The 22,097-nt window shown below is 66.4% G+C and carries 20 protein-coding genes; 9 read left to right on the top strand and 11 right to left on the bottom strand.

Going from position 1 to position 22,097, the window contains the following annotated elements; all coding sequences use genetic code 11:
* The first annotated feature begins 144 nt into the window (after positions 1–144).
* Positions 145–483, top strand: a complete 339-nt coding sequence (locus AC07NY_RS16020; RefSeq protein ID WP_492283888.1) for a hypothetical protein — start codon at positions 145–147, stop codon at positions 481–483.
* Positions 484–655: 172 nt separating this feature from the next.
* On the opposite strand, the gene cimA is transcribed toward AC07NY_RS16020, so the two are convergent.
* Together cimA and cysS are read right to left on the bottom strand one after the other, a co-directional pair.
* Positions 656–2,254 (bottom strand): citramalate synthase, encoded by a 1,599-nt coding sequence (gene cimA, locus AC07NY_RS16015; protein WP_494584638.1) that lies wholly within the window; start codon positions 2,252–2,254, stop codon positions 656–658.
* A 103-nt stretch (positions 2,255–2,357) separates the two neighbouring features.
* Positions 2,358–3,902, bottom strand: a complete 1,545-nt coding sequence (gene cysS, locus AC07NY_RS16010; RefSeq protein ID WP_494584637.1) for a cysteine--tRNA ligase — start codon at positions 3,900–3,902, stop codon at positions 2,358–2,360.
* A gap of 329 nt (positions 3,903–4,231) precedes the next feature.
* On the opposite strand from cysS, the gene AC07NY_RS16005 reads away from it, so the two are divergent.
* Positions 4,232–4,561 (top strand): hypothetical protein, encoded by a 330-nt coding sequence (locus AC07NY_RS16005; protein ID WP_492283891.1) that lies wholly within the window; start codon positions 4,232–4,234, stop codon positions 4,559–4,561.
* 106 nt (positions 4,562–4,667) lie between these two features.
* On the opposite strand, the gene AC07NY_RS16000 is transcribed toward AC07NY_RS16005, so the two are convergent.
* Positions 4,668–5,183, bottom strand: a complete 516-nt coding sequence (locus AC07NY_RS16000) for a CreA family protein (protein WP_492283892.1) — start codon at positions 5,181–5,183, stop codon at positions 4,668–4,670.
* A gap of 101 nt (positions 5,184–5,284) precedes the next feature.
* On the opposite strand from AC07NY_RS16000, the gene AC07NY_RS15995 reads away from it, so the two are divergent.
* Positions 5,285–5,857, top strand: coding sequence for a GNAT family N-acetyltransferase (locus tag AC07NY_RS15995; protein WP_494584636.1), 573 nt, complete (start codon positions 5,285–5,287; stop codon positions 5,855–5,857).
* On the opposite strand, the gene AC07NY_RS15990 is transcribed toward AC07NY_RS15995, so the two are convergent.
* Both AC07NY_RS15990 and AC07NY_RS15985 read right to left on the bottom strand, forming a co-directional pair.
* A complete protein-coding gene (locus AC07NY_RS15990; RefSeq protein ID WP_494584635.1) occupies positions 5,838–6,371 on the bottom strand; it encodes a hypothetical protein in 534 nt (177 codons plus the stop codon). The genes AC07NY_RS15995 and AC07NY_RS15990 overlap by 20 nt on opposite strands.
* 97 nt (positions 6,372–6,468) lie before the next feature.
* Complete coding sequence (locus AC07NY_RS15985; protein ID WP_494584634.1) at positions 6,469–7,479, bottom strand: fumarylacetoacetate hydrolase family protein; 1,011 nt, start codon at positions 7,477–7,479, stop codon at positions 6,469–6,471.
* A 70-nt stretch (positions 7,480–7,549) separates the two neighbouring features.
* Between AC07NY_RS15985 and AC07NY_RS15980 the strand changes: the two genes are divergently transcribed.
* Both AC07NY_RS15980 and AC07NY_RS15975 read left to right on the top strand, forming a co-directional pair.
* Positions 7,550–8,635 carry a TRAP transporter substrate-binding protein gene (locus AC07NY_RS15980; RefSeq protein ID WP_492283896.1) on the top strand — a complete coding sequence of 362 codons (1,086 nt, stop codon included), beginning with the start codon at positions 7,550–7,552 and terminating at the stop codon, positions 8,633–8,635.
* A 20-nt stretch (positions 8,636–8,655) separates the two neighbouring features.
* Complete coding sequence (locus AC07NY_RS15975; protein WP_492283897.1) at positions 8,656–9,153, top strand: MarR family winged helix-turn-helix transcriptional regulator; 498 nt, start codon at positions 8,656–8,658, stop codon at positions 9,151–9,153.
* 131 nt (positions 9,154–9,284) lie between these two features.
* Here AC07NY_RS15975 and AC07NY_RS15970 read toward each other — a convergent pair whose 3' ends face one another.
* On the bottom strand, positions 9,285–10,235 hold the full coding sequence (locus tag AC07NY_RS15970) for a phosphoribosylaminoimidazolesuccinocarboxamide synthase (protein ID WP_494584633.1): 951 nt from the start codon (positions 10,233–10,235) through the stop codon (positions 9,285–9,287).
* 392 nt (positions 10,236–10,627) lie between these two features.
* On the opposite strand from AC07NY_RS15970, the gene AC07NY_RS15965 reads away from it, so the two are divergent.
* Both AC07NY_RS15965 and AC07NY_RS15960 read left to right on the top strand, forming a co-directional pair.
* Positions 10,628–11,779, top strand: a complete 1,152-nt coding sequence (locus AC07NY_RS15965) for a DUF2865 domain-containing protein (RefSeq protein WP_494584632.1) — start codon at positions 10,628–10,630, stop codon at positions 11,777–11,779.
* Between the two features lie 188 nt (positions 11,780–11,967).
* Positions 11,968–13,293 carry an MFS transporter gene (locus tag AC07NY_RS15960; protein ID WP_494584631.1) on the top strand — a complete coding sequence of 442 codons (1,326 nt, stop codon included), beginning with the start codon at positions 11,968–11,970 and terminating at the stop codon, positions 13,291–13,293.
* 166 nt (positions 13,294–13,459) lie between these two features.
* Here the strand turns inward: AC07NY_RS15960 and gltX are convergent, their stop codons facing one another.
* Together gltX and AC07NY_RS15950 are read right to left on the bottom strand one after the other, a co-directional pair.
* Complete coding sequence (gene gltX / locus AC07NY_RS15955; RefSeq protein ID WP_494584630.1) at positions 13,460–14,800, bottom strand: glutamate--tRNA ligase; 1,341 nt, start codon at positions 14,798–14,800, stop codon at positions 13,460–13,462.
* A gap of 89 nt (positions 14,801–14,889) precedes the next feature.
* Positions 14,890–15,396: a hypothetical protein gene (locus AC07NY_RS15950; RefSeq protein ID WP_494584629.1), complete on the bottom strand. Its 507-nt coding sequence runs from the start codon at positions 15,394–15,396 to the stop codon at positions 14,890–14,892.
* 174 nt (positions 15,397–15,570) lie between these two features.
* Here AC07NY_RS15950 and AC07NY_RS15945 point away from each other — a divergent pair, with 174 nt between their 5' ends.
* The gene (locus AC07NY_RS15945; protein WP_494584628.1) at positions 15,571–16,404 is read left to right on the top strand and encodes an outer membrane protein; all 834 of its coding nucleotides are present in this window, start codon (positions 15,571–15,573) and stop codon (positions 16,402–16,404) included.
* A 79-nt stretch (positions 16,405–16,483) separates the two neighbouring features.
* Here AC07NY_RS15945 and AC07NY_RS15940 read toward each other — a convergent pair whose 3' ends face one another.
* From AC07NY_RS15940 to AC07NY_RS15930, 3 genes are all read right to left on the bottom strand, one after another.
* Positions 16,484–17,869, bottom strand: a complete 1,386-nt coding sequence (locus tag AC07NY_RS15940) for a class II 3-deoxy-7-phosphoheptulonate synthase (RefSeq protein WP_492283904.1) — start codon at positions 17,867–17,869, stop codon at positions 16,484–16,486.
* A 322-nt stretch (positions 17,870–18,191) separates the two neighbouring features.
* Entirely contained in the window at positions 18,192–19,562 is a 1,371-nt protein-coding gene (gene gor, locus AC07NY_RS15935) for a glutathione-disulfide reductase (RefSeq protein ID WP_494584627.1), read from the bottom strand.
* Between the two features lie 9 nt (positions 19,563–19,571).
* Positions 19,572–20,828, bottom strand: a complete 1,257-nt coding sequence (locus AC07NY_RS15930; RefSeq protein ID WP_494584626.1) for an O-antigen ligase family protein — start codon at positions 20,826–20,828, stop codon at positions 19,572–19,574.
* A gap of 225 nt (positions 20,829–21,053) precedes the next feature.
* Here AC07NY_RS15930 and AC07NY_RS15925 point away from each other — a divergent pair, with 225 nt between their 5' ends.
* Positions 21,054–22,019, top strand: a complete 966-nt coding sequence (locus AC07NY_RS15925; protein ID WP_494584625.1) for a Bug family tripartite tricarboxylate transporter substrate binding protein — start codon at positions 21,054–21,056, stop codon at positions 22,017–22,019.
* The last annotated feature ends 78 nt before the right edge of the window (positions 22,020–22,097 follow it).

Genomic DNA, 22,097 nt, shown 5'->3' with positions numbered 1-22,097 from the left:
GACGCATTCACACGCCGTTGCATGGGAATGTCGTTGCGTGGGGAGCATGCGGCGGGCTGCCCGAAAGCTGCCTTGCCATCGCCCCATCACGGGTATCTGATCCCCAGCAGAGCGCGCGACGCTCGAGATGGGGAAGGAAATATCATGAAGGCTCAACAGCTTGCAGTTGCCGGGACCGGCATTGCCGCCGCGCTCCTCCTGGCCCTGCCCGCCCTGGCGCAGAGTTCCCGGCCGCATCCTCAGATCACGATCACCAACCAGCGCACCGTGCCGCTCAGCAATTTCGCGATCGCGACGCCGGGCGACCAACCGCGCCTCGTCGCCAAGCTCGCCAAGCCGCTGGCGCCCGGCAAGAGCGTCGCGCTCAAGCTCAACAAGCCGCAGGGCTGCGCCTATACGGTGCAGGCACGATTCGAGGACGAAGCCGAGAGCGACGCCGACATGGACCTCTGCAAGGATCGCGTGATCCGGCTGACGGAGTGAGATAAGCGAGCCCGCCAAACAGCGCCCTTCTCCCCTTGCGGGAGAAGGTGCCGGCAGGCGGATGAGGGGTCTCGCGACGCTCAACGCAAGCCGACTACCAACCTTCCAGACCTGCGCGACCCCTCATCCGGCCCTTCGGGCCACCTTCTCCCGCAAGGGGAGAAGGAAAGGATCACGCCGTCGCGCCGGCCTTGACCAGCTTGTAGGTGATCGAGTCGACCAGCGCCTGGAACGAGGCGTCTATGATGTTGGCGCTGACGCCGACCGTGGTCCAGCGCTCGCCGGTCTCGTCGCCGGATTCGATCAGCACGCGCGTGACGGCATCGGTGCCGCCCTGGAAGATACGGACCTTGTAGTCCACCAGCCGCAAGCCACCGATCAGCGACTGGTAGCGGCCGAGATCCTTGCGGAGCGCGATATCCAGCGCATTGACCGGGCCGGCATCGCCTTCGGCGGCCGAGATCAGCAGGTCGTCGCCAACCTTCACCTTCACGATCGCCTCGGAGAAGGTGACGAGTTCGCCGAGTGCATTGTAGCGGCGCTCGACATTCACGGCGAAGCGCTCGACCGCGAAATAATCCGGGACTTCGCCGAGGATCCGCTTCACCAGCAGGAAGAAGGACGCGTCGGCACCCTCGAAGGCATAGCCCTGCGCCTCCTTGTCCTTGACCTCCTGCAGCACCCGGTTGAGGCGGGGATCGTCGCGGCCGAGCGTGACGCCGATGCGCTCCAATTCGGCGACAAGGTTCGACTTGCCGCCCTGGTCGGAGATCAGGACCTTGCGGGTGTTGCCGGTCGCCTCCGGCGCGACATGCTCGTAGGTGCGCGGGTCCTTCAGCATGGCCGAGGCGTGAATGCCGGCCTTGGTGGCGAAGGCCGAGGCGCCGACGAAGGGCGCATGCCGGTTCGGCGCCCGGTTCAGCATCTCGTCGAGCGCGCGCGAGACATGGGTGAGCTCGCCGAGCTGATCCTCGCTGACGCCGAGCTCGAAGCGGTCGCGATAGCGCTCCTTGAGCTTCAGCGCACCGATCAGCGTGACGAGATTGGCATTGCCGCAGCGCTCGCCCAGACCATTGAGCGTGCCCTGGATCTGGCGGACGCCGGCCTCGACGGCGGCCAGCGAATTGGCGACGGCGCAGCCGCAATCGTCATGGGCGTGGATGCCGAGATTGTCGCCGGGTACGATCTTGGCGACCTCGCGCACGATCGCGCCGACCTCGTCGGGTAGCGTGCCGCCATTGGTGTCGCAAAGCACGACCCAGCGGGCGCCGGCCTCGTAAGCGGTACGGGCACAGGCGAGCGCGTAGTCCGGGTTGGCCTTGTAGCCGTCGAAGAAATGCTCGCAATCGAGCATCACCTCGCGGCCGGCGGCCTTCGCCACTGCTACGCTCTCGGCGATACCGGCAAGGTTCTCCTCCAGCGAAATCTCGAGCGCGACATGAACATGGTAGTCCCAGGCCTTGGCGACGAAGACGATGGCGTCGGCCTTGGCCTCCAGCAGCGCGGCGATGCCGGGATCGTTGGCGGCCGAGCGCCCTGCCCGCTTGGTCATGCCGAAGGCGGCGAATTTCGCCTGCTTCGTCGCCTTCTGCTCGAAGAAAGCGGTGTCGAGCGGATTGGCGCCGGGATAGCCGCCCTCGACATAATCGACGCCGAGCCGGTCGAGCAGGCTTGCTACGGCGCGCTTGTCGTCGAGCGAGAAATCGACGCCCGTCGTCTGGGCGCCGTCGCGCAGCGTCGTATCGAAGAGATGGACGCGTGCCGCGCTCATCGCTCGCGCCGAAGCTTGAAGCGAACGACGCGCGGCACGACCATCGCCAGCATGACCAGCTTGATGGCGAAGGAGAGCGAGCCCGCCGGGCGGATCTTCGGGCTCATCGCTTCACCTCCCAGCTGGTCGTGGGCTCGCCTGTCACCGGGTCCTTGCCGTCCTTGAGCGCGATGCCCATCGCCGCGAGCTCGTCGCGGAGGCGATCGGACTCGGCGAAGTTCTTCGCGCGGCGGGCGTCGAGGCGGGCGGCTATGAGAGCCTTTACAGTCTCGGCGTCGATGCGGGTCTGTGCTGACGAGATCGTAGTACCGCCAGCGTCGAGATGCTGGCCGCCCCGATAATTCGTGTTGCGCGCATCTTCAACGAAGGCCTCGAAACCGAGAAGCTCCAGCGCGCCGGCCAGTTCGTCCCTGGCAACCTCGTCGCCTCCCCGCGCGCTCCTTGCGCGAGCCCGCAATGCAGCGAGCGCCGCCGCTCCGTTCAAATCATCGCTCAGGGCCACAACGACATCTGCCGCCGGACGGGATTGCAACGAAGTCGAGAGCAGACGGTGCCACTGTTTCAGCTCGTTCTCCGCCTCCTCCAGCGCCTTCACCGTCCAGTCGATCGGTTGGCGGTAATGCGTCTTGAGCATCGCAAGGCGCAGCACCTCGCCCGGCCAAGTGCGGCCGCCGAAGACATCCGTCTCCAGCAGTTCGTTGATGGTGACGAAGTTGCCGAGCGATTTCGACATCTTCTCGCCTTCGACCTGCAGGAAGCCGTTGTGCATCCAGATATTGGCCATGAGCGGCTGCCCTTCCGCCCCGCCGAAGGCGCAGCAGGACTGGGTGATCTCGTTCTCGTGGTGCGGAAAGACGAGATCGATGCCGCCGCCATGGATGTCGAAGACGTTCTTCATGGGATCGTCGCAGGCGAGCCCGCCGCCGAAGGGGGTCAGCAGCTCCGCCATCGACATCGCCGAGCACTCGATATGCCAGCCCGGGCGACCGGGCGTGGCGATGCCGGCCGGCGACGGCCAACCGGGATCGATGCCGTCGCGGCTCGGCTTCCACAGCACGAAATCCATCGCGTCGCGCTTATAGGGCGCAACATCGACGCGGGCGCCGGCGAGCATCTCGTCCAGCGAGCGGCGGGCAAGCGTGCCGTATTTCGGCGCCTTGGCGAGATGCGCGACGGCCGGAACGTGGAAGAGCACGTGCTCCTCGGCGACATAGGCGACGCCGCGCGCGATCAGGCGCTCGATGATCGCCTTCATCTCCTCGATATGCTCGGTGGCGCGCGGCTCCGTCGTCGGCCGGAGCGTGCCGAGCGCATCGATATCGGCGTGGAATTGCGCCGTCGTCGTCTGCGTGACCTTGGCGATCGCCTCGTTCAGCGGCAGGCCGGGATAGTCACGCGCCGCGCGGGCGTTGATCTTGTCGTCGACGTCCGTGAGGTTGCGGGCATAGGTGACGTGATCGACGCCGTAGATGTGGCGCAGCAGCCGGTAGAGCACGTCGAAGACGATGACCGGGCGGGCATTGCCGATATGGGCGTAGTCGTAGACCGTCGGGCCGCAGACATACATGCGGACATTCGACGGATCGATCGGCGCGAAGTCCTGCTTCGTCCGCGTCAGCGTGTTGTAGAGCCTCAGGGTCGGCGACATCGGGGCTAAATCCTGGGAAACGAACGGCGAAATACGAAAGGGCGACCTGGCCGCTGGCCGGGGGCGCTTTTGTCGGTTCGTTTTTCAGGACGAGGACGTGAGCAGCCGGCCAGCGAAAGCTAGCGGCAAATAATGCAAGTGCTGTTGATGGCGGCTCGCGTCATGGTCGGACCTGATTGCCTTTCCGCGGGCTTTCCGTCAAGAGGGCGCCCGATTGCTGCAATGCAGCATTGCCTCAAGGTTGCCGCGGTTCACTCAAATTTAACCGGCCGGAACCATCCTCCCGATTCGCGGGTTCTGCGCCCGCAACCCATCAGGAATCAGAATTCATGCGCCGCGCCGTGGCCCTCGTCGGACTGTTCGGGATCGCCGCCGCCGGCATCTCGCTGTCGATCATGCCGACCAGCCGCTCGGTCGCGGCCGCCAACGAGCCCCGCACCTTCCTGATCCCGGCCAGCGACGGCTACGGCGTCGCCGACTGCATCTCGACCAAGGCCGAATGCGGCAAGATCGTCGCCAATGCCTGGTGCGAGTCGCAGGGCTTCGGCAAGGCGGTCGCCTTCGGCGTCGCCAACCGCGAGGACTTCACCGGCTCCGTCACCAAGCAGAGCCCGGCGCAGACGGCCGAACAGCCGCTCAGCATCACCTGCGGCGAATAATTTTCGTTAGAACGCGCGTCCTATCGGACGCAGGGTGGCGATCCAACTCGTTGGTCTGCGATCAGATTTATCCGAAAAGTGGGATCCACTTTTCGGTCTGATGCCTTCACCGAATCCATTCCGAGCATTTCGGCGGCTCGCTCGAGGTGCCCCAGGGCATGATCGGCACCGTCGAGGTCGAGTTCTGCGGTGAGCCGTCGATCAGCTTGTCGGTATAGACGAGGTAGACCAGCACGTTGCGCTTGGCGTCGCAGCCGCGCACGATCTGCATCTTCTTCCAGATCAGCGAACGACGCTCGCGGAAGACGACGTCGCCCTGCTCCGCCTTCTCCTTGAACTTGATCGGGCCGATCTGGCGGCAGGCGAGCGAGACCTCGGAGACCTCCTCGGCCAGCCCGAACATGCCGGAGACGCCGCCCTTCTCGGGCACGGTGTAATGGCAGGCGACACCCTCGACGATGGGATCGTCGACGCCGTAGACGGCGAGCTTGTCGTTCGGCGTCAGCATCTTCCAGACGGTCGATTTCCTGAAGATCAGGTCTTCCTGCGCCGAGGCCGGCGACAGCATCATTCCCGACAGGGTGAGGGCCAAAGCGGCCAGGACCCAACGACGAAGCAGCATTCCCATTCTCCAGGCGCGTTCCAGCTTGGCGCCGGTCAGGATATGGGAAGCCGAACGGCGGTGCACCAGAGCTTTGCGCCGCAGATCATCGACTTCGGATCATGACCGGAACGAACCACGCCATGCTGCCGGAACTGGAGAGCGAGCGGCTGCTGCTGCGCCCGCGAAGCTTCGCGGATCTCGACGCCATCGTCAGCATGAACGCCGACCCGCAGGTGATGAAGCATATCGCCGCCGTCGGCGACCCCGCGATGAATCGCGATGCCGTCGCTGCGCGCAGCTTCAGCCATGTCGATCGTGGGCTGGGCTACTGGTCCGTGTTCGCGAAGGCCGGGCCCGATGTCTTTCTCGGCTATGTCGGGCTCATTCCAGACGGCAATGCTGCCGAGGACGTGCAGTTGAGCTACCGTTTCATCGTTGGGAGCTGGGGCCGGGGCTATGCGCGGGAGGCTGCAGCTCGCCTGCTGCGACATGGCTTCGAGACGCTCGAACTGCCCAGCATCGCCGTCACGACGCATCCGCTCAATCTGGCTTCGCTGCGTCTCGCCGAACGGTTGGGCTTCCAGCCGGCGCCGATGGACCCGACGATCCTGATCGGCGACCCGGCCGTGATAGCCACGCGTTTCCGGCTCAGCGGCGAAGCGTGGCGTGGCCTCAACCCGCCAGCGGCTTGAAGACGAGATAGGCCGCTGCGAGCGCGCCGATGACGCCGAGCGCGAACAGGATGAGCTTCAACCGCGTCATCGTGCTGGCGAAGGCGACATTGCCGCCATCGACCTGCGGATAGCGGTCGAGCATGCGCGCCAGCGCGAAATTCTCGGCGACGTCGCAGAGCCCGCCGATGAGCCAGCCGCCACCGCAGAGCGCTGCCACCCACCAGGGCTGGCCCCGCATCGCGAGACCGGCGACGATCAACGCGCCGACGATCGCATAGGTGAAGGCGCAGGCGACATCGGCCGGCAGCACGCGGTTGCGATAGCGGGAGCGCTTGTCCTCGCCATAGATCGTGAACAGCTTCTCGACATCGGCGACATTGTAGCCGTCCCAGTCGCCCTCCAGCATGCGCGGCACGCCTTGCCGGTTCGACCACAGGCCGACCGCCCAGAACAGCAGCACCACCAGCACCGGCCCCCAGACGAAGAAGGCCAGCGGAATGGCAGTCGAATAGAACGGCACGGTCTCGGTCATGGCGTCTCGGTTCTCGCGTCCCACATCGGCGCTTTGGACGTGACGTTATCCGGCCGCCCGGCCGCCGCCAAGACGGGAGGCGGCCGGGAGAGGTCGATCAGCCTTGCGGCAGGATTTCCTGCTCGATCGCACCGAAGATCGAATGTCCGGTCGCATCCTTCATCTCGATGCGGACGGTGTCGCCGAAGCGCAGGAACGGCGTCTTGGGTCCGCCCTGCCGGATCGTCTCGACCATGCGCTGCTCGGCAATGCAGGCATAGCCCTGCCCGCCTTCCGCCACCGGCCGGCCTGGCCCACCGTCGGCATCGCGATTCGAGACCGTGCCGGCGCCAATAATCGTGCCGGCCGAGAGACGGCGCGTCGCGGCTGCGTGGGCGATCAGCGTGCCGAAGTCGAAGGTCATGTCGGTACCGGCATCGGGCTTGCCGAAGAGCGTGCCGTTGACCAGCGCCAGCAAAGGCAGATGCAAGCGGCCATCGCGCCAAGCGGCGCCGAGTTCATCCGGCGTCACCGCGACCGGCGAATAGGCCGAGGACGGCTTCGACTGAACGAATCCAAAGCCTTTCGCCAATTCGTTGGGAATCCGATTCCGCAAGCTCACGTCGTTGACGAGCATGACGAGACGGACTGCCCCGAGCGCCTCCTCGCGGCTCGCGCCCATCGGCACGTCGCCGGTGACGACCGCGATCTCGGCCTCGAAATCGATGCCATCCTCCTCGCTGCGGGCCTGCACGGCCTGGCGTGGACCGAGCGAGGCGTCGCTGCCACCCTGGTACATCAGCGGGTCGGTCCAGAAGCTCTCCGGCATGGTGGCGCCCCGCGCCTTCCGGACGAGGTCGACATGGTTCACATAGGCCGAGCCGTCCAGCCACTGATAGGCGCGTGGCAATGGCGCGGCGCAGTCATGCTCGTGGAAGCGGAAGGACGGGACCGAGCCGTGCTCCAGCCCCTCGGCGAGATCGGCGAGGCGCGGCGCATTCCGCTCCCAGTCGTCGAGCGCGGCCTGCAACGTCGGAACGACCGGAAAGGCGTCGGTGGCACGGGTCAAATCCCTGGAGACGACGACGAGACGGCCGTCACGGCCATGCGCGAGCGAGGCAAGCTTCATGTCTTTTCATTCCTTCCCGGACGCGCCAATAAGGGCATAAAGGCATAACAATCCCTCGGGAGGAAACCATATGGAACGTCGCAGCTTTTTGAAATCGGGGGCACTGGCCGCCGCCGCGACGACCGTCGCGATGCCGGCGATCGCCCAGTCGCAGCCCGAGGTGAAATGGCGGTTGACATCGAGCTTCCCGAAGTCGCTCGACACGATTTTCGGCACGGCCCAGCAGTTCTCGAAATACGTCTCCGAGGCTACCGACGGCAAGTTCGACATCCAGGTTTTTGCGCCCGGCGAGATCGTGCCCGGCCTGCAGGCGCTCGACGCCGTCTCCTCCGGCACGGTCGAATGCGCGCATTCGCCGACCTATTTCTATATCGGTAAGGACCCGACGCTGGGTCTCGGCACCGGTATCCCGTTCGGCCTCAATGCCCGTCAGCAGCATAGCTGGTGGTATTTCGGCGGCGGCGAGCAGGTGGTGAATGGCGTGCTCGACCGTTTCAACGCCTATTCGATCCCCTGCGGCAATTCCGGCTGCCAGATGGGCGGCTTCTTCCGCAACGAATTGAAGAGCATCGACGACCTCAAGGGCCTGAAGTTCCGCATCGGCGGCATGGGCGGCGCGGTGCTCGCCAAGCTCGGCGTGGTGCCGACGCAGATCGCGCCGGGCGATGTCTATCCGGCGCTGGAGCGCGGCACGATCGACGCGGCCGAGTTCGTCGGCCCCTATGACGACGAGAAGCTCGGCTTCATCCGCGTCGCCAAGTACTACTACTATCCCGGCTGGTGGGAGGGCGGCGCCATGCTGCATCTGATCATCGGCAAGGATGCCTGGAACAAGCTGCCCAAGCACTATCAGGCGATCGTCCAGAACGCCTGCGAGGCGGCCAATAACTGGATGCTGGCGAAGTACGATTTCGTGAACCCGGGTGGTCTGCGCCGGCTGGTGGCGCAGGGCGCGCAATTGCGCGGCTTCCCGCTGCCGGTGATGGAGGCAGCGCTCAAGGCAGCCGAGGAATACTACGCCGAGACCAGCGCCAAGAGCCCGGACTTCAAGAAGGGCTACGATTCGATGGTCGCCTTCCGCGGCGAGAACCTGCTCTGGTGGCAGGTCGCGGAGCTGTCCTACGACTCGTTCATGAACAGGCTGAAGGCGCGCTGAGGCGCGACTTCCTCACCGTCATGACGAAGAAGCCAACAACCGACACGCAAGACCAGGCGCTCCATCTGGAGCGCTTCCTGCCCTATCGCCTCAATGTCGTCGGCACGCTCGGCGGCCGCGCGCTCGGCCGCATCTATGGCGAGCATTTCGGGATCGGCATCCCGGAATGGCGCGTGGTGGCGCAGCTCGGCGAGTTCGGCAAGCTGACCTCGCGCGACATCGGCGAGCTCGCCCAGATGCACAAGACCAAGGTCTCGCGCGCCGTCGGCGAGCTGGAGAAGCGCGGTCTCGTCTCGCGCTCCGAGAACCGGCAGGATCGACGCGAATCCTTTGTCACGCTGACCGCCGCGGGCAAGCGCATCTACGACCAGATCGTGCCGCTGGCTCTGGGCTTCGAGGCGCGCTGGATCGAGGGCATCGCCCCCGACGAGCTCAAGGTGTTCGAGCGCGTGCTCTCGACGCTGACCGAGCGCGGCCGGCACCTCGCCGGCAATTATCGCGAGGAAGACGGGGCGTAGAGAGCGACTCAGGTCATGGCCGTCATGCTCGGGCTTGACCCGAGCATCTCATGACACGGAGGCTCCTGCGCTCCTCCGGCAAGAGATTCTCGGGTCTGCGCTGCGCTCCGCCCGAGAATGACGGGTGTGGCTCAGAAATACTGCGCCAGATTGCGCCGGATGCGCTGCGCCGGGTCCTCGCCCTTCGGCGGGTAAGCGAAAGCGGTTCCCGTGATCGCCTCGAAGGCGCGGACATAAACCGCCGAGGTCTCGTCGATCAGGTCCTGTGGGATCGGGGGCAGGTCCTGCGTATAGGGATCGCAGCGGGCGACGACCCAGTTGCGCACGAAATCCTTGTCGAAGGATTCGGGCTTACCGCCGGCGGCGAAACGCTCGGGATAGCTTTCGGCGAACCAGTAGCGGCTCGAATCCGGCGTATGGATCTCGTCGGCCAGCAGGATGTTGCCCTCGGCATCGGTGCCGAACTCGTATTTCGTATCGGCGAGGATCAGGCCGCGCTCAGCCGCGAGCTTCTGGCCTCGGGCGAAAAGCGCCAGCGCATAGGCCGAGACGGTATCCCACTGGGCCTGGGTCAGCAGCCCCTCGCCGACGATCTGCGCGGCCGAGAGCGGCTCGTCATGGCCGCCGTCGAAGGCCTTGCTCGTCGGGGTGATGATCGCCTGCGGCAGCGCCTCGTTGTCGCGCAGGCCGTCCGGCAAGGTCATGCCGTACATCTCGCGCCGGCCCTGCTTGTACATCGTCAGGATCGAGGTGCCGGTCGTGCCGGCGAGATAGCCGCGCACCACCATCTCGACGGGCAGGATCTCCAGCCGCTTGCCGACGACGACGTTCGGATCGGGATATTCCAGCACATGGTTGGGGCAGATATCGGCGGTCTGCTCGAACCAGTAGCGCGCCGTCTGCGTCAGCACCTGGCCCTTCAGCGGAATCGAGGCGATCGCGCGGTCGAAGGCCGAGAGCCTGTCGGTCGAGATGAGGATACGGCGGTTGTCTGGCAGGTCGTAGTTCTCGCGGACCTTGCCGCGATAATAGTTCGGCAGCTCCGGGATGACGGCTTCGTGAAGAGGCAGATAGTCGGACATGGGGCGGGCTTGCCTGGTTGGCGCTGCACGGAAGGCCGGCGCGGGCGGGCCGCTGCCGCAGGTCTTCTAGAGCACGCGCCGATCCGACTGCAACGCAGTCGGATCGGATAACGCGTTCTCTCACTCAAATTTGGAGGCGGATTCACCGATCAGGTTGAATCAACCTGATCGGATCCGGCTCCAGCGAGAACCGGAGTTTTCCACCACCGGCGCGGCGCATGCGTCCCCGGATTGCTGCGCTTGCCCGGATGTGGCATGCGATGCCCTCGCAATGGAGCATCCGCGCGGCCTGCGAGAGGCGCGGCTCCGCTCCATAGTTCCGTCGTGTTTGGCGGGTGTTCTAGACCACTGCTCCCGGACGGAGCCGGCGAGCCGGCTCGACTATGGATGACGTGACCCGACCTGCGATGATGCTGCGACTTTCCCGACGCTTCGGCATGGCCCTCGTGATGCTGGCCGCCCTCGGTGGTACCGCCGTGGCGCAGTCGGCGTCCTGCAACGCCTGGCGCGCCGAGCTCGACGGCCTGCAGGGCCAGAGCGGCAGCGATCCGCGCGCGGCCCAGGCCGCGCAGCGCGTCGGCGCCCAGCTCGCGCAATTGAGCAACCAGTACCGCTCCATGGGTTGCGACCGCGGCTTCAGCTTCTTCGACTCACCCCCACCGCAATGCAATTTCATCCGCCAGCAGATCGGCCAGCTGCAGAACCAGTACGGTGCGCTGCAACGGCAGGCGCAGGGCGGCGGCATCGAGCAGCGCCGGGCCCAGCTCATTGCCGCGATCAACAGCAATTGCCGGGCGCAACCGCGCGGCTTCTTCGACACGATCTTCGGGCGTGATCCCGGCCCCGGCACGCTCGATTCGACCCTGCCCGAGCTCGATCCCGAACAGCCGCTGGAGCCGGCGAAGCCGCGTCTCGGCGGCCCGCAGACCGTTTGCGTCCGTACCTGCGACGGCTACTTCTTCCCGCTCGCGAACAATACCGGCAATGGCGACGAGATGTGCCAGGCGCTCTGCCCCGGCACCGAGACGCTGGCCTATGGCATGAGCACGGGCGGCGACATCCAGAACGCGGCCTCGCGGTCGACCGGCCAGCCCTATTCCTCGCTGGCCAATGCCGGCAAATACGCCCGCAGCTTCGATGCCGCCTGCACCTGCCGCGGCCAGGGGCAAAGCTGGTCGGCCGCCCTCAAGGATGCCGAGTACCTACTCGACAAGCGCAAGGGCGACGTCATTCTGACCGAGCAGCGCGCAGCCGAACTGTCGCGGCCTAAGGCCGATCCCAAGCGCAAGGGCGCTCCGGCCCAGACGGCTGCTCCGGCGCCGGTTCCGGCCGTGCCTGACGAGAAGCCGATGCCATCCGAGGATTCGCCGACGGCGGGCACCGAGTCGGCCGGCGTCGGCCCCGACATCGTCGGCGAGAAGGTGCTCGACAAGAAGGACGGGCTGAAGAGCGAATCGCAGAGCCCCACCGGCGAGCGTCGGACGGTGCGGATCGTCGCGCCCAATCTCGCACCGAACCTCAGCCCGCAGGTCGCGCGGCCCTGAGCGCAAAAGGTTCCATGCAACCAACGCATGGAAGACCTATCGAGAGCGACGCGATCGCTTCTGGACGCATGACTGGAACGGCAGCATAAGAGGCCATCCAAGCCGCCTCCGGGAGGCCGCCAGACCCGTCCCACGGCTCGTTCGCGCCGCGCGCCCGCTTCTGACGCTCCCCAGCTCAGAAGGCCGCCATGTCAGAGACGACTGCGACAGCCCCCGCCCATCCCATCCAGTTCGACGACGCCAGGCGCCGCTTGAAGGCGATCTTCATCGGCTCGGTCGGCAATCTCGTCGAGTGGTACGATTTCTACGCCTACACCGCTTTCGCGCTCTATTTCGCGCCGGCCTTCTTCCCCTCGCATGATCCGGTGGTGCAGCAGCTCAACGCCGCGACACTGTTCGCGGCCGGCTTCATCGTGCGGCCGATCGGCGGCTGGCTCTTCGGCCATCTCGCCGACCGCTACGGGCGACGCCTGTCGCTGACCGTCTCGGTCGTGATGATGTGCTTCGGCTCGCTGATCATCGCGGTGACGCCGACCTATGCGACGATCGGCTTCGCGGCCCCGGCCCTGCTGGCGCTTGCGCGCATCATCGAGGGCCTGAGCCTCGGCGGCGAGTACGGGGCGAGCGCGACCTATCTCTCGGAGATCGCCGATCCCGAACATCGCGGCTTCTATTCGAGCTTCCAGTACGTGACGCTGATCGGCGGGCAGCTCACCGCGATCCTCGTGCTGCTCCTGCTCCAGAACGTCTTCCTGACGCATGAGCAACTGGTGGAGTGGGGCTGGCGCATCCCCTTCGTCATCGGCGCGATGCTCGCCGTCACCGCCATGCTGATGCGCCGGCACATGCACGAGACCGAGTCCTTCGAGGCCGCCAAGGCGACGATGAAGAAGAAGGAAAGCTCGCTCAAGGGCCTGCTGAAATATCCGCGCGAGGTCGCGATCGTGGTCGGCCTCACGGCCGGCGGCACCGCCGCCTTCTACACCTTCACCACCTATATGCAGACCTTCGTCAGGCAGACGGTCGGCCTCTCCGACCTGACCACGACCTATGTGATCGCAGGCTCGCTGATCTTCGCGGCGGCGCTGCAGCCGATCTACGGCATGATTTCGGACCGGATCGGCCGCAAGCCGATGCTGATCTTCTTCGGACTGGCGGGCTCGCTCCTGACCGTGCCGATCCTGACGGCGCTCGCCGATACCAAATCGGCCTTCACGGCCTTCCTGCTGATCTGCGGCGCCTGGATCTTCACGGCCGGCTACACCTCGATCAACGCCGTGGTGAAGGCGGAGCTGTTCCCGACCGCGATCCGCGCCACCGGCGTCGCCGTGCCCTATGCCGTGACCGTCTCAATCTTCGGCGGTACCGCGCCGGCCATCGCGCTGTTCTTCAAGCAGCAAGGCCACGAGCAGTGGTTCTACTACTACCTCGCGGGCGTCATCTTCCTGTCGTTCCTGGTCTATGCGACCATGCGCGACACCAAGCACGCCTCGGCTATGGAGCGGCACGAGTGAGCGCCTGTCATTCCCCTTGTCATTCCGGGGCAGGCCATCAGGCCTGAACCCGGAAACCACGACCGGGCGAGACCCTGATGACGGCGTCTTGAAGCGATTCACCCAGTCGTGGATTCCGGGTTCGAGCGCTACGCGCTCGCCCCGGAATGACAGGCGCCGTGCGCGATCAGGCGCTCTCGCCGGCCAGCCGCTTCAATGCCTTTTCGCGCCCGATCAGCGGCAGCAGCGCGGCGAGTTCCGGGCCATGGTCGAGCCTCGTCAGGGCCTGACGGAGCGGCATGAACAGCGCCTTGCCCTTGGCGCCGGTCGTCGCCGAGACGGCTTGCGTCCAGCTCTTCCAGGTCGTGGCATCGAAGGGCTCGGCCGGCAGCAGCCCGGCCGCCGTCGCGGCAAAACCGGCATCGGCGATCACGGGCTCGATTGGCCCCTGCACCACGCGCCACCACTGGGCCGCCTCGTCCAGCTTGGCGAGATTGCCGCGCACGGCCTGCCAGAACGCCTCGTCAGCGGCGACGCCGAGCGCCTTCAGGCGATCCTCGACCGCCTCCAGCGGCAACTGATGCAGCGTGCGGGCGCTCAGCGTCTCCAGTTCGTGCTCGTCGAACTTGGCCGGCGCGCGCGAGACATGGGCGAGTTCGACGAGACCTGCGAGCTCGTCGAGGCTCGCGACCGGGCGCACGGCGTCGGAGGTGCCGACCAGCGTCGCCAGCGCGGCCACGGCCAGCGCCTCGACGCCGGTCTCGCGCAGGCCACGCAGGGAGAGATGGCCGAGGCGCTTGGAGAGCCCCTCGCCGCTCGCGGTGGTCAGCAGGTTGTGGTGGCCGAAGGCCGGCAGGCTCGCACCGAGCGCCTCGAAGATCTGGGCCTGGACCGCGGTGTTGGTGACGTGGTCCTCGCCGCGGATGACATGGGTCACGCCGGTCTCGATATCGTCGACGACGGAGGGCAGCGTGTAGAGATAGCTGCCATCCTCGCGCACCAGCACCGGGTCCGAGAGCGAAGCGCAGTCGACATGGGAGGCACCGCGCACGAGATCGTCCCAGGCGACTTCGCGCGGTTCAAGCAGGAAGCGCCAATGGGGCTTGCGCCCCTCCGCCGCGAAGGCCGCCTTCTGCTCGTCGGTGAGCTTCAGCGCGGCGCGGTCATAGATCGGCGGCAGGCCGCGGGCGAGCTGGCGCTTGCGGCGGCGATCCAGCTCATCGGCGGTCTCGTAGCAGGCATAGAGCCGCCCTGCCCCACGCAGCCTGTCGGCGGCCGCGTCATAGATCGCGAGGCGCTCGGACTGTCTGGTCACCTGATCGGGCACGATGCCGAGCCAGCCCAGATCCTCGGCGATGGCATCGGCATATTCCGCCTTCGAGCGGGCGATGTCGGTATCGTCGTAGCGCAGCAGGAAGCGCCCGCCATGCCGGCGCGCGAAGAGCCAGTTGAACAGCGCCGGCCGGGCGTTGCCGATATGGAGATAGCCGGTGGGCGACGGCGCGAAGCGAACGAGGGGCGAGGTCATGGCCCGGCTTATGGCGCGTTTGCCGGCAGGCGACAATCATGCCGTTGCGCCTGGCCCCTCCTCGGTCTTCCGTCGCCCTGGCGCAACTCCTACAGCCCGGCCGAGCAGGACAGGGCCAGCGTGGCTCCCTGCCCACCGACATAGTTGCTTGCCGTCGCCGCCGGGTAGTCGATCAGCTTCCCGTTCCTCGCTCTCGGCAATTCATGCGGCACCGCGCCCGGCGAGGCCACGACCTCGATGATCTCGTCGAAATGCCCATCCGAGATTCCCATCAGCGGCGTGCCGACGCGGATGCGTACGATGGTCCCCTTCCCGAGATGCTTGCCGGGAGGAACGACCGCATTGCCTTCATGCCAGGAAATGTCGTCCATCGCGCAGCTGACGCGAACGAGATCCCTGGCCGTCAGGCTGCGGTTCGGATAGCGCGCCTGTGCCGCTGCGAGCGCTTGCGCCGGGTTCGATACCTCCGCGGGGCCCTTGACCCAGGCGACCGCCGTGCCGCCGACCGGTGGCGGCAGCGAGCCGCAGGCAGCGAGCCCAAGCGCGGCTGCAGCGACCGGAAGCCAGCACCCTAGCCGGCAGAGAGTTTCACGCATGCGCAAGGCTCCAGCTGAAAGGGCAAGGGTCGATGTCCTGCAGCACGAACTGACCATGACGCAAGGTGCTGGACGAATAGCGATGTTAACCCGGCATTAGGGTTACCAAGGCATGAATTGTGCCCAGAGCGAGGTGAAACGGGTGGAACCGGACCGTCGCTCGGGGAGATCAGGATGCGCATCCGTTCCATCGCGCCAAGCATCGGGCTCATCGCCCTCGCCGCCACGACACTTGCCGCCTCCGCGCTGGCCGCCGACTATCCGGTGCTACGCGGCTCGCAGGTCGAGGACGCGCCGCCGGCGCCCGACAGGTTTTCATGGGATGGCTTCTATATCGGCGGCTTTGCCGGGCAGGCGCAATCTCGTTTCGAGCGAGACCGCAGCGTCGACCGGCTCGTGGATTACGCGCTGCTGAACACGACGATCGCGGCCACGGCCAATGTCCGCGACATGACGATCACCATGCCGCGCCGCGACAGCGGCAGCATCTTCGGCGGCTATGCCGGCTATAACTGGGCCTTCGGCGAGGTGGTCATGGGCCTGGAGGCCGACTACTCGCGCATCGACCAGGAAGCGATGTCCTCCCGCATCGAGTCGCGGCGCATCGGCAACGAATTCCTCACCGTCGGCTCGACCCAGAACGCCCGGATCAACGACTACGTCTCGCTGCGGGCGCGCTTCGGCTATGCCTATGGCCGCCTGATGCCCTATTTCACGCTCGGTGCCGCGGCAGGGCGCTTCGACACCAATGTCTCGATCTATACCGACTGGGGTCCGACCGACGTCAACGGCGTCGCCCTGGGCAGCTATGTCGGCTGGCCGCGCACGGTCGGCGGCCCGAAGAAAGATGTCTGGGGCTATGGCGGCGTGATCGGCGGCGGTATCGAAGCGGCGCTGACCGACAACCTGATCGTCCGCGCCGAATATCTCTATACCCGCTTCAACGATGTCGAGGGCGTCACCACGAGCCTCAACCAGGCCCGCGTCGGCGCCGCCCTGAAGTTCTGATAGACAGCGACAGCAAACAGAAAAGGGCCGGTGCGGATCGCACCGGCCCTTTTCATTTTCGCTAGGGGGAGACGCCGGCTTACTCTGCCGCCTCGACCTCGGGCCGCGCCCGGCCGGCGCGCTGGCGCTTGACCAGCTCGGCGACGATGAAGGCGAGTTCCAGCGCCTGCTCCGCGTTGAGGCGGGGATCGCAGAACGTGTGGTAGCGGTCGTTGAGGTCCGCATCGGTCATGCCGCGCGCGCCGCCGGTGCATTCGGTGACGTTCTTGCCGGTCATTTCCAGATGCAGGCCGCCGGCATGGGTGCCCTCGGCCTGGTGGACGGCGAAGAAGTTCTTCACCTCGCCCAGGATCAGGTCGAAGGGACGGGTCTTGTAGCCGCTGGCAGCCTTGACCGTGTTGCCGTGCATCGGATCGCAGGACCAGACGACATTGCGGCCTTCGCGCTTCGTCGCCCGCACCAGCGCCGGCAGATGATCGAAGACCTTGTCGGCGCCGAAGCGCGCGATCAGCGTCAGACGCCCCGCCTGGTTCTGCGGATCGAGCACGTCGATCAGCTTGAGCAGGCCATCGACCGTGGTCGAGGGACCGCATTTCAGGCCGATCGGGTTCTTGATGCCGCGGAAGAACTCGACATGGGCATGGTCGATCTGGCGGGTGCGATCACCGATCCAGACCATGTGGCCGGAGGTGGCGTACCATTCGCCGGTCGTCGAATCCGTGCGCGTCATCGCCTGCTCGTAGCCGAGCAGCAGCGCCTCGTGGCTGGTGTAGAAGTCGGTCGTGCGCATCTCCGGATGGGTCTCCGGATCGATGCCGATGGCGCGCATGAATTCCAGCGCCTCGGTGATGCGCTCGGCCACTTCCTGGTAGCGATGCGACTGCGGGCTATCCTTGACGAAGCCGAGCATCCAGCGATGCGCGTTGTCGAGATTGGCGTAGCCGCCGGTCGCGAAGGCGCGGATCAGGTTCAGCGTCGCCGCCGACTGGCGATAGCCCTCGAGCTGGCGGCGCGGGTCGGGAATGCGCGCCTCGGCCGTGAACTCGTTGTCGTTGACGATGTCGCCCTTGTAGCTCGGCAATTCGACGCCGCCGATCGTCTCGGTCGGGGCCGAGCGCGGCTTGGCGAACTGGCCGGCGATGCGGCCGACCTTCACCACCGGCGAGCCGCCGGCGAAGGTCAGGACGACCGCCATCTGCAGGAACAACCGGAAGAAGTCGCGGATATTGTCGGCCGAATGCTCGGCGAAGCTCTCGGCGCAATCGCCTCCCTGGAGAAGGAAGGCTTCACCGGCGGCGACCTTGCTCAACGCCCGCTTGAGCTTGCGCGCCTCGCCTGCAAAAACGAGCGGCGGAAAGCCGGCGAGCTGCTGCTCAACCGCCTTCAAGGCTGCCTGGTCCGGATATTCCGGAATCTGCTGGACGGGCTTGGCCCTCCAGCTATCTGGCGTCCACCGCTCGGACATGGGACTTACGTGCTCCTGACTGTGAGATCGCGCATCGTTAACCTCTTGGTAGCGCGAAGGGGCGGCTATACACCGATGATGTGGGAATGGCCACCGTCTGAGGGAAGCCCTCGCGGCAGGCCGCCCTGCCCGCCATCGCGAGCGATCGAAAAGCCGATTCCCGGCAACGGGATAGCGGCCATCGTTACGCTACCGCAGCAACGGCCTGCCATCCCGATTCAAGTGCTTCACAGCCCGATTCAACAAGGCGGTGGGAACGACCTTTGTCATTCCGGGGCTTCGCGCAGGCGCGCCTCGGAATGACAAAGGTGGTTTCGCTGCTCTAGCCCGCCCGCGGCGTGCGCATAGTGACGAGCTCTTCCGCTGCGCTCGGATGCAGCGCGACGGTGCGGTCGAAATCGGCCTTGGTCGCGCCCATCGTCACGGCGATCCCGACCGCCTGGACGATTTCGCCGGCATCGTGCCCGAGGATATGAACGCCCAGCACCTTGTCCGATTGCGCGTCGACGACGAGCTTCATGTAGATGCGCTCCTGACGGCCGGAGATCGTCGCCTTCATCGGTCGGAAGCCGGATTCGAAGACCTTGACCTCATGACCCGCGGCGAGAGCCTGCGCCTCCGACAGGCCGACGGTGCCAACCTCCGGCGTCGTGAAGACGGCCGAGGCGATGGTGGCGTGGTCAACCGTCCAGTTTCGGCTGCCGAAGGTCGAGTCGGCGAAGGCATGGCCCTCGCGGATCGCGACCGGCGTCAGGTTGACCCGGTTGGTCACATCGCCGACGGCATGGATCGAGGGCACGCTGCTGGCCGAGGCCGCATCGACCTTGATCTCGCCGAGCGGGCCCATCGCGACGCCGGCCTGCTCCAGGCCGAGCCCCTTGGTGTTCGGCCGGCGGCCGGTGGCGACGAGGATGACATAGGCATCGATCGGCTCGCCCTTGGCGCAATGGGCGCGGCGGGTGCCATCGGCCAGCTCCTCGATCCGGTCGATCGTGCAGCCCAGTCGCAGGGTGATCCCGGCATGGAGAAGCGCATCGCGCAGGCGGATGCGGATATCCTCGTCGAAGCCGCGCAGGATGTTGTCACCCCGGTGCAGCACCGTCACCGCGACCCCGAGCCGGGCGAAGAGGCTGGCGAATTCGAGCGCGATGTAACCGCCGCCGACCACGAGCAGGCGCTTCGGCAGCGCCGGCAGGTTGAAGACCTCGTTCGAGGAAATGCCGAGCTCGCCACCGGGGATCGGCGGGTCGAAGGACGGCCAGCCGCCGGTCGCGACCAGGATATGGCGGGCGCGGATCACCTCCCCGCTCTTCACCAGCCGGACCTGATGCGGGCCTTCGACGACGGCGCGCTCCTCGCGAATCTGGACCTTCGCGCCCTCCAACCCCTTGCGATAGAGGCCGGACAGGCGCGTGACCTCGTTCGCCACCGCATCACGCAGCGTCGGCCAGTCGAAGACGGGCGCCTGCGGCAGGGTCCAGCCGAAGCCGGCGGCGTCCTCGAAATCCTCGGCGAAGCGGCTGGCATAGACGAAGAGCTTCTTCGGCACGCAGCCACGGATGACGCAGGTGCCGCCGATGCGGTCCTCCTCGGCGATCATGACGCGGGCGCCGTGGCCGGCGGCGATGCGCGCGGCGCGCGTCCCGCCCGAGCCTGCACCGATGACGAAGAGATCGACGTCGAACTCAGCCATGATACCCCCTCAACCGTCCTTGTCGGCGGACGGCAAGCCGCAGAACAACCAGATGGACGCCAGCGCCAGCGCGGCGATCCACCATCCCTGCCAGGCCCCATGCGCCACCGTCGCGACGCCGAAGGCGCTGGCAGCCAGCGCCAGACGCGGCGCGAGGTCACGTGCCGGCAGGTTCCTCAAGCGCCACAGGAGCATGAGTCCGGCCAGCGTCAGCAGCACCGCACCGACGACGCCCGTCTCGACCCAAGCCTGGACCGGCGCGCTGTGCGGATGACCGACCGCGAGCAATTGGCGGCGCGGCGGCGAAACTTCAAGCGCCACAGGATGCCGATCCAGTGTGGGCGAAGTGCCGAAGCCGGAGCCCAGCAGGGGCCGCGCCCGGATCGCCTCACCGAAGCTCAGCCAGATATCGACCCGGTCGCGCGAATGGGAGTTGGCGAGCCGCTCATGCAGGGATTGCGGCAACGCCTCGTCGCCGAGGCGCCCGATCACCGGCGCGACAGCCATCGTCGCGAAAAAGCCGAGCGCGACCAGCACGAGCATGAGGCGCGGCAACAGCCGGGCTGCCAGCCAGGTCAGCGCGAGAATGAGGAAGCCGAGCCCGGCCGCACCGCTCTCGGAATCGAAGGAGATCATCGCCACGACGACGACGCAGACCGCCGCCAGCAGCCAGTCCAGCGCGCCACTTTTCCGACGAAGCGACAGCCCCGCAACCGCCGCCGGCAGCAGGACGAGGCAGACCAGGACCGGGCGGTTGAAGATGTAGGTAACCTGCTTGCCGATATCGAGCGCGATGCGCGCGGAGAGCCCCGTCGCGAGCTCGGCCATCATCAGGACCGCGGCCAGCGCGATCGCGATCGCCAGCGCCCGGCTTTCTCGCAGTCCCGGTCGAAAGCGGCCGCTCGCGGCGATGATGAAGCCGCTGGCCAGCGGCAGGGCGAGCTCGCCCCACATCGACATGCTCGCTCCGATGCGATGGCTCCAGGCGATGGAGATCAGCGACCAGAGCAGGAAGCCACCGAGCGCCAGCCCGATGGGAGTGCCGATGTCTTTCCGCAGGCGCTGCAGAAGCGGCGCCCAGCCCTCGGCTGCAACCGCCGAAGCGAGGAAACACAGGGCAGCCAGCCCGAGGAAAAGCGGCGCCGAGCGATTGGCAACCCACATGCCCAGTGGCAGCGCAATCAACAGGCCTGTGCCGAGACGGGCGAGACGCCGGGGCAGAATCGGCTCAAAAGGCGAGGCGCCGGAAGAGGTCTGGTGGCTCATGAACCTGCGCTTACGCGATCATGCCGGATGCGGCCAGTGGCGGACTGGAACATTCGAGCGAGTCGTAGAACCAAAGATATAGAAGATGCGGCGAAAGCGGCCTGTCGTCGAAAATTCTTGACTTCCGATTATGCAATCAGGCGCAATTGACGACCGGCGCGGCAAGGTGCCACAGGCGGACCGCCCAAGAAACCCGTGGGCCAAAGCCCGCAAGCGGAGGAATTCATGCTGACATCCATCCTGAAGCGCACGGCCCTGACGGCAGTGGCACTGGCTGCCCTGTCCACAGCCGCCTTCGCGCAGCTCAACGAGCTGAAGATCATGGCTCCCGCCGCGCCCGGCGGCGGCTGGGACGGTACGGCCCGCTCGATGCAGCAGGCGCTGACCTCGGCCGGCATCGTCAAGAGCGTGCAGGTCAACAACGTGACCGGCGCGGGCGGCACCATCGGCCTCGCCCAGCTGATCGGCGCCAAGGGCGACGGCCACCAGCTGATGGTCAACGGCTTCGTCATGGTCGGCGCCATCCTGCTCAACAAGTCGCCGGTCAACCTGACCCAGGTCACGCCGATCGCGCGCCTCACCGCCGAGGCCGAGGTCATCGTCGTCCCGACGGAATCGCCGCTCAAGACCGCCAAGGACCTGGCCGAGCGCCTCAAGGCCGATCCGGCCAAGGTGACCTGGGCTGGCGGCTCGGCCGGCGGCACGGACCACATCCTCGCCGCGCTGTTCGCGCAGGCCGTCGGCGCCGATGCCAAGAAGATCAACTACATCCCGTTCTCGGGCGGCGGCGAAGCGCTTGCTGCCATGCTCGGCGGGCGCGTCACGGCCGGCGTCTCCGGCTATGGCGAGTTCGAAGGCCAGATCAAGGCCGGCAAGCTGCGCGTGCTTGCCGTCTCCTCGTCGAAGCGCCTCGAGAACGCCCCGGATGCGCCCACGCTGAAGGAACAGGGCATCGATCTCGAGCTCCTGAATTGGCGCTCGGTCGTCGCCCCTCCCGGCCTCTCGGCCGAGCAGACCAAGGCCCTGATCGACACGGTCGAGAAGATGGTCAAGTCGAAGGAGTGGCAGGAAATCCTCAAGGCTCGCGGCTGGGACGATTCCTTCCTCGCCGGCGCCGCCTTCGACACCTTCCTGAAGGCGGAGATCGAGCGCGTCTCCAAGGTCATGACCGAAGTCGGCCTGGTGAAGTAAGCCAACCGAAACGCTACAATCTGCGGGGGCCGGGAAACCGGCCCCTTTTCCAACCGTCAGAAGCGCCCCAAAAAGCGC

The organism is Allobosea sp. GW821-FHT09G06 (assembly GCF_059416005.1).
Note: the sequence above shows the minus strand (reverse complement) of the source record. Positions and strands in the feature narration are given on the sequence as shown.